The organism is Xanthomonas sp. WHRI 6106 (assembly GCF_040202405.1).
GTDB lineage: Bacteria > Pseudomonadota > Gammaproteobacteria > Xanthomonadales > Xanthomonadaceae > Xanthomonas > Xanthomonas cannabis.
The window spans coordinates 90,121-105,320 of record NZ_JBEGFC010000005.1; the positions used below are offsets into that span (position 1 = coordinate 90,121).

The 15,200-nt window shown below is 56.6% G+C and carries 15 protein-coding genes and 2 tRNA genes; 1 reads left to right on the forward strand and 16 read right to left on the reverse strand.

Going from position 1 to position 15,200, the window contains the following annotated elements:
- Nucleotides 1–52: 52 nt before the first annotated feature.
- From ABQZ09_RS09430 to uvrB, 14 genes are all read right to left on the reverse strand, one after another.
- Entirely contained in the window at nt 53–2,494 is a 2,442-nt protein-coding gene (locus ABQZ09_RS09430; RefSeq protein ID WP_039407533.1) for a VirB4 family type IV secretion/conjugal transfer ATPase, read from the reverse strand.
- 81 nt (nt 2,495–2,575) lie between these two features.
- Nucleotides 2,576–2,884 carry a VirB3 family type IV secretion system protein gene (locus tag ABQZ09_RS09435; protein ID WP_039407530.1) on the reverse strand — a complete coding sequence of 103 codons (309 nt, stop codon included), beginning with the start codon at nt 2,882–2,884 and terminating at the stop codon, nt 2,576–2,578.
- Nucleotides 2,877–3,269, reverse strand: coding sequence for a TrbC/VirB2 family protein (locus ABQZ09_RS09440; protein WP_166748848.1), 393 nt, complete (start codon nt 3,267–3,269; stop codon nt 2,877–2,879). Before ABQZ09_RS09440 ends, ABQZ09_RS09435 begins: the two co-directional genes overlap by 8 nt.
- Before the next feature lie 70 nt (nt 3,270–3,339).
- Nucleotides 3,340–4,269 carry a lytic transglycosylase domain-containing protein gene (locus ABQZ09_RS09445; protein ID WP_266103777.1) on the reverse strand — a complete coding sequence of 310 codons (930 nt, stop codon included), beginning with the start codon at nt 4,267–4,269 and terminating at the stop codon, nt 3,340–3,342.
- A 42-nt stretch (nt 4,270–4,311) separates the two neighbouring features.
- Nucleotides 4,312–5,343: a P-type DNA transfer ATPase VirB11 gene (gene virB11, locus ABQZ09_RS09450; protein WP_184555019.1), complete on the reverse strand. Its 1,032-nt coding sequence runs from the start codon at nt 5,341–5,343 to the stop codon at nt 4,312–4,314.
- A 12-nt stretch (nt 5,344–5,355) separates the two neighbouring features.
- Entirely contained in the window at nt 5,356–6,612 is a 1,257-nt protein-coding gene (locus tag ABQZ09_RS09455) for a TrbI/VirB10 family protein (protein WP_349776752.1), read from the reverse strand.
- Complete coding sequence (locus tag ABQZ09_RS09460) at nt 6,609–7,382, reverse strand: TrbG/VirB9 family P-type conjugative transfer protein (RefSeq protein ID WP_184555453.1); 774 nt, start codon at nt 7,380–7,382, stop codon at nt 6,609–6,611. Before ABQZ09_RS09460 ends, ABQZ09_RS09455 begins: the two co-directional genes overlap by 4 nt.
- A gap of 2 nt (nt 7,383–7,384) precedes the next feature.
- The gene (locus tag ABQZ09_RS09465) at nt 7,385–8,314 is read right to left on the reverse strand and encodes a VirB8 family type IV secretion system protein (RefSeq protein WP_228313999.1); all 930 of its coding nucleotides are present in this window, start codon (nt 8,312–8,314) and stop codon (nt 7,385–7,387) included.
- A gap of 65 nt (nt 8,315–8,379) precedes the next feature.
- A complete protein-coding gene (locus ABQZ09_RS09470) occupies nt 8,380–8,784 on the reverse strand; it encodes a hypothetical protein (protein WP_039407516.1) in 405 nt (134 codons plus the stop codon).
- Between the two features lie 67 nt (nt 8,785–8,851).
- Nucleotides 8,852–8,989 carry a hypothetical protein gene (locus tag ABQZ09_RS09475; RefSeq protein ID WP_184555025.1) on the reverse strand — a complete coding sequence of 46 codons (138 nt, stop codon included), beginning with the start codon at nt 8,987–8,989 and terminating at the stop codon, nt 8,852–8,854.
- 146 nt (nt 8,990–9,135) lie between these two features.
- Complete coding sequence (locus ABQZ09_RS09480; RefSeq protein WP_184555028.1) at nt 9,136–10,806, reverse strand: type IV secretory system conjugative DNA transfer family protein; 1,671 nt, start codon at nt 10,804–10,806, stop codon at nt 9,136–9,138.
- A 34-nt stretch (nt 10,807–10,840) separates the two neighbouring features.
- The gene (locus tag ABQZ09_RS09485; RefSeq protein WP_039407510.1) at nt 10,841–11,083 is read right to left on the reverse strand and encodes a hypothetical protein; all 243 of its coding nucleotides are present in this window, start codon (nt 11,081–11,083) and stop codon (nt 10,841–10,843) included.
- A gap of 619 nt (nt 11,084–11,702) precedes the next feature.
- Nucleotides 11,703–11,777 (reverse strand) — tRNA-Val (locus ABQZ09_RS09490).
- Between the two features lie 95 nt (nt 11,778–11,872).
- Nucleotides 11,873–13,894 (reverse strand): excinuclease ABC subunit UvrB, encoded by a 2,022-nt coding sequence (gene uvrB / locus ABQZ09_RS09495; RefSeq protein WP_166745151.1) that lies wholly within the window; start codon nt 13,892–13,894, stop codon nt 11,873–11,875.
- Nucleotides 13,895–14,031: 137 nt separating this feature from the next.
- Here uvrB and ABQZ09_RS09500 point away from each other — a divergent pair, with 137 nt between their 5' ends.
- The gene (locus tag ABQZ09_RS09500) at nt 14,032–14,574 is read left to right on the forward strand and encodes a GspH/FimT family pseudopilin (protein WP_349776753.1); all 543 of its coding nucleotides are present in this window, start codon (nt 14,032–14,034) and stop codon (nt 14,572–14,574) included.
- 45 nt (nt 14,575–14,619) lie between these two features.
- Here the strand turns inward: ABQZ09_RS09500 and ABQZ09_RS09505 are convergent.
- Together ABQZ09_RS09505 and ABQZ09_RS09510 are read right to left on the reverse strand one after the other, a co-directional pair.
- A tRNA-Asn gene (locus tag ABQZ09_RS09505) sits at nt 14,620–14,696 on the reverse strand.
- 63 nt (nt 14,697–14,759) lie between these two features.
- Entirely contained in the window at nt 14,760–15,200 is a 441-nt protein-coding gene (locus ABQZ09_RS09510) for a type IV pilin protein (protein ID WP_456362174.1), read from the reverse strand.

Genomic DNA, 15,200 nt, shown 5'->3' on the forward strand with positions numbered 1-15,200 from the left:
TCTTCTCCAGCTTCCCTTATTCGATCAATCGAAATATGCAACGTCCTTGCACTCAAGCAGCAGCGACCTGCTGCTTCTTGCTACGCGACCCCTTGCGCCTTTCGTAGAAATTCTCTAACCATTCTTCGGGCGACAACTCACTGACATGAACGCCACGCCTGAGCGCAGCATCCTGAATCACTCGGTGCATCACCTCGATGTTATCGGTCGAAGCGGAAATCACCGACAACGCATCATCCATGCCGCGCAGGTTGAGCTGACAGACACTAGATGCGTGCCCCTGCTTCACAAGGAAACACCGAGAGCGCTCGTCTAGTGCGGTTACCACTTGGAATTCTGCATCGGTGAGCTTCAACCCTTCGATGTAGTCCTCCTTACTCGCATTTGGATTAGGCAGCAGAATCAAGGTCGCCGTCTGTTCGATCAACGCTGCGGCAATATCGCTCTTCAGCGCGTCCTCCGGACTTTGGGTAGCAAAGATCCCCAGTCCGTTTTGTTTACGAATGGTCTTCTGCTTGTTTTTGGCAAACTCTTTCAGACCACCCTCGCCATCGAGAATCTTCCAGAACTCGTCCATCACATAGATCAGGGGGCGACCGTCGATCAGCGACTCGAGCTTGTGCAGGAGATAATTGATAACCGGCACGCGAACTTCAGGATTATCAATGACATCGGTATAATCAAACCCGATGATATTAGCTCGACTGAGGTCGACAGTATCTACCGGGTTATCGAATACCCAGCCAAGCGAGTTCCCCATTGTCCAGCGCCGCATACGGGCATACAGCCCGTCGTCACCCATATTGGGAAGGCTCTTTTGGAAGTTACTCATGCTGCGCAAATGCATCGGCGTATCCAGCATGTTTTCGACAGCTCGATAGATGTCTTCTTCTTCGCGCGAGGTGTACTCCCGCTTGCCAGCCAGCACCTTGATTAACTCTGCCAAAAACTGAACATTTTCTTCTGAGCGCTCGCACTGGAAGGGATTGAACCCGGTAGGCTGGCCATTTTCCAGGGCAAGATAATTCCCACCGCAAGCACGCACAAAAATCTCGGCACCACGGTCTTTATCGAAGAAGAAGATGGTGGGCGAAGGCTCGTACTTTTGTACCTGGCTCAACAGAAAGTTGATCAGCGCTGTTTTACCGGTGCCGGATTTACCGATCACCATCGTATTTGCGATCGCCTTTTCGCCAAGCGAATTTTCTGACGGGTGTGTGGCGTGGAAATTGAAATAGTACGGCTGCCCATTGGTGGTCTGCAGCGTTGTAACGCAGTCTCCCCACGGGTTATTGTGCTGTTTACCAGTCGCAAAATTGTGCAACGGCGACAAACCTAGAAAATTCAGTGAACTAATATTGGCCAGACGCGTCCTGTAGCGCCAGTTGCCGGGCAATTGAGAGTAGAACGACGATGCGATTGCGATATCTTCCTTCGCGGAGACAAAGCTTGCATTCGAGAGTTCGGCACGCGTCGCTGCAATATTCTGCGACAAGCGTTCCTGGCTGTCAGCGTAAATGGCAATCAGGAAGTGGTATTCGCCCAGCACAAAGTTGCCTGACGACAACTGATCCATGGCCTGATCGAGCTCGACAATTTGGCTAACGGCTTTGTCACCCGACGAAATCATCATGCCCTTCGTGCGATCAAGGACCTTTAGCGCATCTTGACGGCCCATGGGGCTAAATGAATGGGTGATGACGTATTCAAAATCGAGATACTTCAGCCCATTCAAGATTCCAGGGAACGTTGCCTCAGCATATTCCTTGATATTGAGAATGGCGCCAAAATGATTACCGCCATTTGGCGTTGTTACCAGGAAATCGCCCGTCTTGGGCGAAAACGTATGCCGGCTGACAGGCAGATAATCCTTGATCGGCGCCGACAGGACAGGAACCGGTTCGTCAATGCGGTTGATCAGATAGCCAAAGAACTCAAGCGCTTCAGAAAAGACAACACCGTTCTTCGCCTCGTACATTCCCAGACGATAAGGCGAGTAGTCACGAATGACAGCTTCGACGTTACCAGCCATCTCCATCAACTTGGCAATCGCCTGATTCTGCTCAGCCTGAAGCTTTTCGATATTGGTCGATTTTTCGACGAAGCGCTTTCCCGCGACGACAGGGCGGTAAATCATCGTCAGATACAACTCGTTCTGCATGATCCGCTGCGCCGACAGCATGTCGAAATATTCGTCAGAGAGATCCTGATTGAAGCGCTGCCGGAACGTGCTTTTGCTCTTGAGACGACGCTTGCGGCGAACGTCATGCACCCAAAATGCCACGTTGACAAAATCAGGGGCACGTAAGGTCTGCAGCAGGCGATTGAACGTGTTGTGCTTATGCTCCAAATCCCAGTCTTCACGCCCTACGAAGGGCAAGCCCTCCAGGTGCCACGTGATCAGGAAATCGCCGCCCGTGGTCTTGATGACCGCGGGTGCAACATGAGATGACAGCGTAACAAAGTCACCGATGGGCGCATCTGGACTGAACATGCTCTATTCCGTTGAAAACGCGTAACTAGGGGCCTTCCATAGAGCGGACCGGCAGCACGCTGCCGGTCCGATGTGCAGGCGTCAATCTTTCGGTGCAGGGGTCCGACGATAGTTATTCGGCGAAAACACCCAGTTACCAGAATGATCTCCAACATTCCTGACCTTGAACTGAAATTGCAGCTTCAGTCCAAGCATCCGAAAAATCATCTCGTCACGGCGCGCCATCTGCCGCAGGATGAAAATCTCAAGAGGAATGGCAGCCATCACCCACATCCTAGTGTAGAGAGACAGCAGAAACGTGCCTCCCACGATCAGGAAGAACGGCAAATATGGAACGCCCAAAAACATCGCTGGACGCGTGCAGCCCCTGAAGACGACGTTCTTATGCATTCATGTACTGGCTGAGGTGCATCACCATTGCGGTGCACTTCTCACCTTCCTCGCCGATCAACATGGTCGAGATCTGTCCGGCAGCACCGATGAGGACTCCACCGACCAGGATCGGCGCGACGTCACCAATCCGCTTGTGCGCGAATGCAATCTGGTATCCCGAGAAGATGACAGCAATGGTCACCACGGCGATCGACGCCATGCTGAGCAAGCCGTTGATGTCTTCAAAGAAACCGCAGACCTTCTGATCCGTGCCGCCGTATGAGGTTCCACCTGGGCCAGCCAACGCTGCGCCCGAAGCAAACACAGCGACCGACGCCACGGCGTAAGCAATTGTCTTGAGCGTACGACGTGCATTTGCAATGTCTTGATTGTTCATCTTCACTGTTAATCTCCTTGATGATGGTCTGGCAACAACTACTAGCCGGCACTGCCAGCCGTTGGGTTTGCAATCGTCAGAAAACGAATGCGGTATCTACACTCGGCGCAGTCGGCGCCGTGGGTGATCTCTGCTGGCTCATGGGACGTGCGCCATTGACTTTTTCGCCCCATGGACGCACCACGACAGGAGCTGAGGAGTTGCCGACGTCCGACGCAGATGCGTCTTGCTGCGCGTGCGAAGGCGGCTCGCCGACTGGCTCGCTCGGCCCGGGCCCACTCCGCTTCGTGAGCGCATTCGAAACAACACTGGAAATCGCCGCATCGGCCGTCCTCATCAACGCGCCCCGGGCGTACTCCGACACGCTCGAAGGAGCAATCACCAATGCGGGGTCACCATTCCGCTGGGGTATGAACTGCGCTCTCTGTGCCATTCCCTGCACCCTTTCGACTGTGCCTTGGTCGACAATTCTACGCTCTATTTGCATATTTGGAGCTGCCGTGACCCGCGCGGGCTTTGGCGCCTGCCTTGTGTTCACGACGGCAATCGGAGCGACCGCCTCAGCTCCTTTCTGCCCCTGAATAGACGCATAGATCTTTTGCACGTAACCATGTCGATACCCGGTGACGAAATTTCCCGAGTAGTAGCAGCTGAACGATTTACCCCAGTCATTGCCGGAGCGCGAATAACATTCAGCCAGGATCTTGGACCCGGCCTGCAAATTGGAACACTGATGGAACGCCTTTTCGTACGAGCTTAGGCCGTATTTGTTCAGGTTGTAGCGATTCACTTGAGCCAAGCCGACCGAAAAGTTGTAGCCTTTCTCTTCGAGCATCTTAACTGTAGCTAGCGCTTCTCCCATGGTTTTGGGTTGCCGCACGAGCCTACCCCCGACCACGCCGATGGCGTAGGGGTTACTGGACGACTCGACGTTCACCACGTGTTGCATCACCGACATGGGAACTGCCATTTCGGAACACGCAGCCATCTCAATTCCAGGAAGCATGACTCACCTCATCAGCTCTCGAAGTTCTTGACGGGCACCGCTTCACGCGAACGCACGCTCAGGGTTGAAGTCGATACCTGTGATGTAGCGCCGACCCGCATGTGCCTTGATGTGTACGACGACGTCAATCGTCATCATCAACAGACGCTTGATAATTGCGAATTCAAGTCCGGATCCTTCGGTGGACGCCTTCACCATCAGCGCCAGCTGGTCCCAGGTTTGCTCAGGACTACCGGCATGGCAGCTTGTAATCGATCCGGGATGGCCCGATGCGCAATTACGGATGAAGTAGAACGCCTCGTCCCCTCGTAGCTCCGCTAAAATGATCCGGTCCGGCTTCATGCGCAGGCACGCTTCCATACAGCTTTTTGCAGATACGTTGCTCGCGCTCTGCCCACCTTTCGAATAGAGCAAGTGAACCGTATTTTGCTGTGTGAGAAATAATTCCCGCGCGTCCTCGATCGTCACAAGCCGCTCATTCTCCGGAATGTGGTGGACGAGCGACTTCATGAACGTCGTTTTACCACTGCCGGTTGCGCCCGACACGACGATATTTTTCTTATAAAGTACGGCGCGCCTGAAGAACTCGGCATAGTTCCGGGTATGCCGCAACTCTAGTAGTTCGCGATCTTGGTCGGTGAGGCTATGACCGGTTTCGAGAATCTGATCGAAAAAGCCGTCTTCTTGGTATTGCGCCAGCGTCTTCGTGTGCTTGGAAGGAAGACGGATAGTGATCGATACCTTTCCAGCGTCGCATGCCGGGGGGATAACGAACTGAGCACGCTGGCCGGTCGGGAACGTCAACGAAACCACTGGGTCAGCGTCGGTGATTCGCTGCCCCGTGTTGCTTTCGTTGACCACCGCGGTACAAAACTGCCGGGCGCGTTCAAAGGTCAGGGTTGGTACCTCGACACGCTGCCAGCCCGATGCCGTTTCCAGATAGAGCTCGCCGGGACGATTAATACAGATTTCCGTCACGTCTTTGGACGTCATGTATTCGTGAATACCCAACACTTCGTACTGATAGCGCAGGAACTCACTTGATACGTCGGCAATTTTGGACTCGGCGTCCATCGCAGCTATCCGTTATCGGCGCCGTGCAAGCACAGCGGTGAAATCGACATCTTTGGCCACATACACATTGACCACGACACCCTGGTTAATGGTGACCGTTGGCGGGCGGCGCATATTCTCATTGAGCGCTTCACCGGCCAGGCGCTCCATCGTGCGCGCAGTGGAACTTTCGTAAGGCTGCTGAATTGCCAGCCCATTGCCTGTGATGGTCGTCGTCTCAGGGCCGCTCTCAGCTGCCGCATATTTGAAGATGTCGGCCAGCATACTGATCATCAGCGCCGAGGTGATGCGACTCCCCCAATGTGCACTGTATTGGCCCGGATGCCCTGCGCCACCCAGCTGGTCTACGCCAGGGCTAGACATTGCAACGTCGATACCGTTCGGGGTAGTAATGCGATCCCAGATGACCGAGACGCGCTTACCAGTCGGACCACCACCATAGGCCCCGTAGATCTTAGATCCCTTCGGTAGCAGCAGACTACGTCCATTGATGGAATACACGGGCTCGGTTAGCAAGCAGGACGTAAAGCCAGGCACGTCGGTAATGATGCGCGTCTCGAGCACACACCGCAGATAGGTGCCTCGCACCAGCAGTGCATCCGGGTGATTGATGAAGCTGGCGCTGGATACATCATCCACATCGGGGCCGCGCTTGGGCTCACTCTCCTGAGGCGACGACTCGCCACCGGACGCACGCGACATGAGCTGCCGATACATCTCATCCGACGGCTGCGGTGGCGCATCAGCGCCAGCGTCGCCGCCCTGGCTGCCCGAGCCGAGTCCTGTCGAGGCCATGCGCCGCTCAAGCAAGCTTGGCCCGCGATCGTTACGCGGGGCATCCGACATCGGCTGATAATTGACTTGCGGAGGCGGCGCCGAGTTAGGAAGCGCAGGCAACACGTCGATCGCATCCGGCTCACTCGCCTGCACCGGCTCGGGATCGCGCTGAAGGTTCGGAATTGTCGGGGTAGCGGTGCGCGCGACCTGCGTCTCCTTCTTCGGTGCTTCTTCCTCGTCACGCGACTTCCGTAATACCAGAAACCCCATCAGGATCAGCAGCGCAACAATACCTGCGAGGAAGACTAACGCCTTCCTGTTCAGCCGTTGATCTTCCGCGCTTCGCAGCGTTGGCGCGGCAGCGTCCAGATTGGGGGCATCGCCCTGAGCACGACTGTAGTACGGGTTCGAGCCCAGTGCTTCTTCGTGGGTATCACGCGCTGCATCAGTCTGCTCACGACTTTGATCGTTGTTAGAAGTATTTGGACTCATTTCTTCGCATTCCTTCGCAGCCCGACCACGTTATCACCGTGACGGATAACCAGATAAGGGTACGTCCCATGCACGACCAACGTATTCCCTTCAACAGTGGTATTCACCACAAAATCTTCGCCATGCTCTTGCTCGCGCCCAAATACTGCCGGGAAACTACCGGTCTGGAATTCAGGAGACGGATTTAACTTCAAATAGGTAAAACGGCCGTCGTCGTAGGCACTGACCGGGATCAACCACGCCTTTTTCTTGTTTCGTGTGGAATACGAATAGTCAAAATAGTACTGACGATCCTTTGCCAATTCACTACTCAGCAACGGCTTGACTTCTTCCTCGACCGCTTTTTGAGCAACAGCAAACTGCGTGTCACCGGGATAAGTGAACGCGATCTTATACTGTACACCGTCGCGACGGGCCTGCTCCAGCTGGCGCCAGTCGGTCGCGACGACCTTCAGCTCGAAGATGTAAGAATTCATCTCAGTACGCACCATCAGGTTGGTGTCCACGTCGACGTTCTTCGGCTTGAGATAAAAGACGTTACCCCGACGGGTCAGCTCCCAACCGCTACTGAAACCCGTACTGTAATCCAGTATCTTCTCGTTTGGGCTCAGCTCGATCTGCGTCGTGATTCCTAGACCAGTCCGAACTTGGTAGATCTGATCGGGCTTGTAATCGTAGTAATCGACTGCTTGTGCCTGCACGACAATTGGCGACGCGGCGATTGCTGCGAGAAGGGCCAATGCAAGCCCGTATTTACGTCCACTACTCATACTCATCGGTTGCTTGCTCCCTCAGCAGTTCCAATGGAAATTGGCTCGACCGTTTGTGGCCCCACCGCTTGAGGCGCGCCAGCTCCGATAACGGGCAATTGATCGACTCTCGCGTCCAGCATCTCGGCAGCACCCTGCGCCGCCGGGGCAGCTTGATCAGCCGGTGCATCGAGTGCTTCGGCGTCGTCAGCCGGAACCGGTACTCCCTTCGAGTAGTCCGTATCGGCTCGGTATTCAGCTACTTGGAAGCCGAGCGGATTCAACACCCTGTCCTGCTCGGAAAACGCTACGTCATTGCGGTAAGTAAAACGCATTGTGATAATCCGGCTATCCAGATACCTACTGACGCCCGTTCGCTTGTCAAATAGGCTGCGCTGGATACGCACTGAAGCACCACTAAACCCACCATCAGGACGCGCATCGAGAGGGGTCAAGCTCAAAATTTTGACCCGGATCGCTTTCTCACGGCCATACATGACAAACGGATTTGCCGGGTTTGCTTTCGCGTAAAGCTGTCGATAGGAAGCGGCGACCGAGTCAGATGACATCAAAAACACCAAATCCCAATCCCGCAAACCCATCAACTGCGAATCATAAGATTCACGCGCCAAGACATATTGCGCGACGTTGCTACGATTAATAGCTTCGTTCGTGGTAATTTTTTCACCCTGGAACGTTCCGGTCAGGCGAGCGACGGTTGCCGTTCCGGTATAGGCATCGGCCATTACCAAGAAGGGAACCTTCTCCTTCAGTGGAAGGATATAAAAATAGCCGCCTGCCAAAATCATTGACAAAACTACCGAGCATCCTGCAACCATCCAGGCACGTCGCTCGCTCTTGCGGGCCATGTCGGCCACAGTGATTTCATAACTGACGGCCTTGGCGACAGACTGCTCTACCTTGGCTCCCGCGGCTTCCTTCTTACGGAACATGGGTTATCCGTTGATTACCAAATACGATCGTTGGGCCCGCACCCACCGGGGGGCGGCAGAGGGATCTACTGATTAGCGCCAGGCTTGGCGGCCGAGCTTGATGCCGGCTGTACAACGATCTTGTTGCCGACAACCACAACCGAGACACCCTGGCCCGCATAGACAGCACTCAGGCTGGCTGCAGCCTCATTGACATTGGTACTAGAAATTTCTGCCACCGCGCCAAATAGCGTGTAGTCAGAAAGGATCTTGTAATCCAGATCCATGCTGGAATCCTTGGCCCATCGCTCCAGCATCGCCTTCAACGTCCCGTCCATAGGCGTCGCTTGGTAGACATAAGACTTATAAAGCGGAATTTCCATGGTGGTCTTGGCAAATCGGTTGACAGGCTTCCACCGTCCACCGAAATCAGGGGCAGCCTTGGTCGCGCAAGCGCTGAGCAAGAGAATTGCACCCGACACTACACACATTTTTAGGACCTGCGCTTGCCTCACGCTACATCTCCATGGCGGGAGTGATGGCTTTCGCCAGACGAGTTCACTTCGGCCACTGGCTTGAATGAACCCAGAAGTATCTTTCGCCAAGCACCTGCCCGAGCCCGGCGCAACTGCCCGAGACCCCAACAAAACCAAGGCGGAAGAAACAAATTTGATTGAAATCATCGAAACGTTCCATGTTGAGCCCCGACCGAGCCGCTCCGGCTCGCCGCAGATCTTGCCCCAATCTTGACTTGTCAATTTGCACTGATAGCGACGCCACGTCAAGCATTAGTTAAAATTTCAGCAAAACAGGCACAAGCCCAACAAATGGCGTGATAGCGTTCACAAAATTTGGATTGGCTTAATGTCTACCTTAGCCAACAGCCTGGACGTGAAATATTTGTCTTCGTAATACTTGATTTTGTCGCATTTGACAGGATGCGGAATACCCTCGTACAGAAAGACCTCTTTAGCCATGCCCATCGCCTTGAGCTCCTGCGGCAACATCAACGCCCGACGCTCCTCTGACACGCTATGCGTGGTCTCCCGCCCCCTGGTGACGTTCTTCTTCTTGATGGTGGTGTAGCCCAGCATCTCGGAGTAGTCGTTGGCATCCTGCTGTTCGCGTGGTGCGTAGAGGATCTGCAGGGCGTGGTTGGTGATGATGGTGCGCGACAGGTCCTTGCCGTAGGTCGCATCCAGCTGCGCCATGCTCTGGATGATGGGCAGCAAGCGGATGTTGTAGCCGGCCATATAGGCTACAGCGGTGGCGATGATGTCCACCTTGCCGATCGAGGTGAATTCGTCCATGAGCAGCAAGCACTGATACTTGAGCTCCGGGTTGGACTTCGGCAGCTCACGGGTATTGAGGTTGATGATCTGGCTGAAGAGCAGGTTGATGATCAGGCGGCTCTCGGCCAGCTTGTTGGGCTGGATGCCGATGTAGATCGTCATCTTCTTCTTGCGCAGGTCCGTCAGCAGGAAGTCGTCGGCGCTGGTGGCAGCGTCCAACACGGGGTTGATCCACGCGTTGAGCGGTTCTTTCAAGGTGCCCATGATCGAGGCGAAGGTCTCATCCGCCTGTGACAGCATGTTGGCAAAAGCCGACTTGGCATTACTGCTGAGGAACCGCCGCTCCGACAGCGACTTCAGGTACTTCTTCAGGTCGGTGCCGTCGCCGGACGAGAGCCGGTAAATGCCGCCCAGCGTCGGCGCCCCTGCCCCGCCCGGAAAGCCCAGCGACAGCTCTTCGTCCCAGTTCTCGAACAGATACAGGGCAAAGGCCATGAACGCATTGCGCGCCTGGCTGACCCAGAATTTCTGGTCGTCCGAGCCATCCGGATACAGCATCGCGGCAATGCTCATGAGGTCCGAGACGCGGAACGCCGGGTCGTTCGACACGTAGGTCAACGGATTCCAGCGATGCGTGCGCCGGTCTTCGGCGAACGGATTGAACAAGAAGACTTCGTGGCCCTGACTCGCACGCCAACCACTGGTGAGATCGAAGTTTTCCTGCTTGATGTCCAGGACGACGATCGATTCCTGGTACTCGAGCAGGTTGGGGATGACGACACCGACACCCTTGCCCGAGCGCGTCGGCGCCGCAAGGATCACGAATTGCTGCCCGCTCAGACGCACCAGCTTGCCGTTGAATTTGCCGACGACGATGCCGTTCCCGCTGGGCTTGAAGAGCCCGTGCTTGGCAAGATCGGCGGCGCCAGCGAAGCGTGCGTCACCATGCAGGGCTCGCGCCTTCGGCTTGAGGATCAATGCAATCGCAATGAGCCAAACGATTCCCGGCAGACCGAAGCCAATGACACCGGACATCTTGATCTTAGTGGCGAACGGAGCGACTTGCGGCAAACCCAATGCGCTGAAATAGCGGTAATAGGTATCCCAGCTGTACAGGGCCGTATCAAGCCGCAGCAAGAGCAGCGTGATATAGCCGGACAGCAAGTACCCGGTGAGCACAGCGACCAAGGTGGCAATCGCAATCGTTTTGGGTTTGGACATGCGCCCTTCTCCTTAGGCTTGCATCTGACGACAACTAGCGACGAACAACGGGCTTATGATCGATCAGGCCGGACTTTCGCCCCCCGCTCTCACTTTCGACGAGAGAGTCGATCCATACCTTCGCCTGGTCCAGGGACAGATCGGGCGTGATTCGCGCCCCCGCATCGGTAACGACCGCGTACGCCACAACAGCATCAGGTGCATACATCTCATCGCGCGTAATCGCCACGACGCGATACCCTCCCCTGGTCAGCACGGTGTGCTGATACTCGTCCATCGCCAGCCTTCCTTTCCGTCAGCGCGGATGGGATGTTAAAGCAGGACGTGTGACGGAGAAAGCGCTTTCGGTGGACCCATGCGACCGCGCTGGCCAGACAGCACTGGTCCGGAAGCGGTGCGGGTGAGCCTGGATTGGATCAAGCCTTGGGGAGTGGCAGCTAGCCAGCGGCATCGGCCGATCGCAGAAGCCAGCCGCTTGCACTGGTAACGCGCCCAAGTCGTCCGAAGTAGCGTTCAGTTAGCGGGTCAAGCGACCCGCGCAAGGCGGCAATCGCGCAGATGTAGTAGGCAATAAGAAAGAATGAACTCCACGGCCCTATCGTAGATCGGATGGAGTTGGCCGCTACATCGTCCCAGGGCCGCGGCAACGTGGACCAGCCGCATGGGGAGCGTCTTGCAGGCTCACCGCCCAGCAGACACAACCAACCACCGTTGCACAAGGCTAGATCCTAGGCATCCAAGTGCAGCGACGAAGGGGTGAAGTCGATCATCGAAGATCTGGCCAAGGACAGGCCGAAGCAAGAGAAACTTCTGAGCAACGTCACTTCTGGAGTCAGTGGCAAACGTCGCTGCCGATCTTGAAGCCACCCAAGCCCTGATGTCGTCTGGACTTGAAGTGGTGGGCGGTACAGGGTTCGAACCTGTGACCCCTACCATGTCAAGGTAGTGCTCTACCGCTGAGCTAACCGCCCGAATCCTGCGCCAGCATTGCGCTGTGCAGGGCGCGCATTCTAGCGCAGGGTTTTGAGGATCACAAGCCCTCCTTGCGCTTAGACAACGCCCTGCCCTACCCCAGGCTTGCCGCCTTCAACTTCTGGATCTGGTCACGAATCTGGGCCGCAGCCTCGAACTCCAGATCCTTGGCGTGCTGGTACATCTTCTGCTCCAGGCTCTTGAGCTTGCCGGCGATCTCGGCAGGCTTCATCGCACGATAGTCCGGCGCTTCTTCGGCCACCTGACGCGACTTCGAACGTCCCTTGCCAGCCTTCTTCTCGGCGGCGTCCTCGCGGGCACCCTCCATGATGTCGGAGATCGGGCGCGCCACCGACTTCGGTGTGATGCCATGCTCGAGGTTGTACTCGACCTGTTTTTCGCGACGCCGGTCGGTTTCGTCGATCGCCGCCTGCATCGAGCGTGTCATCTTGTCGGCATACAGGATGGCCTTGCCGCGCAGGTTGCGCGCGGCGCGGCCAATGGTCTGAATCAACGAACCAGTCGAACGCAGGAAGCCTTCCTTGTCCGCGTCCAGGATCGCCACCAGCGACACCTCCGGCATGTCCAGGCCTTCGCGCAGCAGGTTGATGCCGACCAACACATCGAACTTGCCCAGGCGCAGGTCGCGGATGATCTCCACGCGCTCGACCGTGTCGATGTCCGAGTGCAGATAGCGCACGCGAATGCCGTGCTCGCCCAGGTATTCGGTGAGGTTTTCGGCCATGCGCTTGGTCAGCGTGGTGACCAGCACGCGGTCGCCGAGCTTGATGCGCTCGTGCACCTCGGACATCAGGTCGTCGACCTGGGTGCCCACCGGGCGGATCTCTACGACTGGATCGATCAACCCCGTTGGACGCACGACCAGCTCGGTGATTTCGCCGGCGGACTCGCGCAACTCGTAGGGTCCCGGGGTCGCCGACACATAGATGCTGCGCGGAGAGCGCGCTTCCCATTCCTCGAAGCGCAGTGGCCGGTTGTCGAGTGCCGACGGCAGGCGGAAGCCGAATTCCACCAACGTTTCCTTGCGCGAACGGTCGCCCTTGTACATCGCGCCGATCTGCGGAATGGTCACGTGGGATTCGTCGATGACCAGCAATGCGTCCGGCGGCAAGTAGTCGAACAATGTCGGTGGCGGCTCACCGGGCGCTTTGCCGGTGAGGTGCCGCGAATAGTTCTCGATGCCGTTGCAGAAGCCCACCTCGGCCATCATCTCCAGATCAAACTGAGTGCGTTGTGCCAGACGCTGCGCTTCGACCAGCTTATTCTGCGAATACAGCTGTTCCAGCCGTTCCTTCAGCTCTTCCTTGATCGTATCGACGGCGCTGAGCGTGCGCTCGCGCGTGGTGGCGTAGTGCGTCTTTGGATAGACGGTGTACCGCTGCAGCTTGCGCAGGGTCTCGCCGGTCAGCGGATCGAACAAGGTCAGCTGCTCGACATCGCCGTCGAACAACTCGATCCGTAATGCCTCGGTATCGGACTCGGCCGGAAACACGTCCACCACCTCCCCGCGCACGCGAAACGCGCCCCGGGTGAGCTCGAATTCATTGCGCGTGTACTGCAGATCGGTGAGATGACGGATCAACTGCCGCTGGTCGATGTGCTCGCCGATCGACAGGATCAGGCGCAGCGACAGGTAGTCCTCCGGTGCACCCAGTCCATAGATCGCCGAGACGGTGGCGACCACCAGCGAGTCACGACGCGAGAGCAGCGTCTTCGTCGCCGACAGGCGCATCTGCTCGATGTGCTCGTTGATCGAACTGTCCTTCTCGATGAAGGTGTCCGACGAGGGCACATAGGCCTCGGGCTGGTAATAGTCGTAGTAGCTGACGAAGTACTCGACCGCGTTGTTCGGGAAGAACGACTTGAACTCGCCGTACAACTGCGCTGCCAGCGTCTTGTTGGGCGCCATCACCAGGGTCGGCTTCTGCACCTGCTGTACGACGTTGGCAATGGTGTAGGTCTTGCCGGAGCCGGTCACGCCCAACAGGGTCTGCTTGGCCAGGCCGGCCTCGAAGTTGGCCACCAGCTTCTCGATGGCAGCGGGTTGGTCGCCGGCTGGAGAGTACGGGGAGACGAGTTCAAAACGGTCGGTCATGGAGCGGATCTCGGGGGGACGGTACGAAATCTCGTAGGTCGATGCCGGTAAAAAACTGACGCTCACTTGAGTGAAGCAAGCGTTTCCTGACATGCGGCCAACACGGAGACTGCTTGCTCGACCTCAGGGAGAGCGCGATGGAAGCAGTGACTCGTTCGAGCGCGAGAGGGTACACCGCAGTGCAGTTGTTGGTCGTGATGGCAGTCATCGCCATCACGTCAGCCATCGGCCTGCCGAGCTTCCAGAGCGTTCTGGAGTGGCATCGGGCGACGACACGAGTGCATTTGCTCACGGCACATCTTGCGATGGCGAGAAGTCTGGCCATTACACAGCGCGTCCCCATAAGCATGTGCCCATCTGCCGATGGGGCGACCTGCCGGCCCGACCGGGTGTGGAGTCAGGGCTGGATTCTGTTCAAGGACCCTGACCGCCACGGGCAACCAGCCCAAAGCGACGCCATTCTAAGGATTACCCAGTATCCGGCGACTGGCGATATCGACGTCACCTCGAGCCTCGGCAGGCCTGTAGTCCGGTTCCTTCCCAGCGGCCGAAGCAGCGGCACCAACATCACCATCAGCCTGTGCACCAATGCCAAGCGACTTGCAGACGTTGTGGTCAACAACGCAGGGAGAGCACGCGCCGTGCGCTACGCCATGCCCACCAGCTGCACGCAGCCGTGAGGCCAAAAAAAAGGCCGCGACTAGTCGCGGCCTCTTTTCACATCTTGGCGCCCGAAGTTGGACTCGAACCAACGACCCCCTGATTAACAGTCAAGTGCTCTAACCGGCTGAGCTATTCGGGCGGGGAGGCGTATTCTAGACACCAATTTCGGGAGATGCAACCCCCAGGAGCAAACATCTGGACCTCACCAGCAGTCAGATTTTGCGCCCTTAGAATTGGACTTCCTTGACGCTTGGTCAATACCCAAATCGCCGCATTTGTCCTGCACCTGGCCACCTTGCGCAGTAGCGGAAATAGAGAAAGTCGACTGACTGGCCTGAAGACCAAGCCGATACGCTGCTGTTCCCCCCTCCCTCGGCGACACAACGGTGGGTAACGTGAATCCCGCGTAGGTATTACGTACCGTGTGGAACCTCTCAGCCAACTGCGCATACTCAACGAGATCTGCCTTCACTTGAGCCCGTCGCGATTTACGAACATGTTCGACGTAATTTGGATAAGCGATTGCAGACAAGATAGCAACAACCGCAACCACAATCATCAGCTCGATCAACGTGAAGCCGGAGGCCCTTGGGACATCACGGACAGCTGAGCTAGCTGAAGACCTTGCGATCTTTAGGAACAT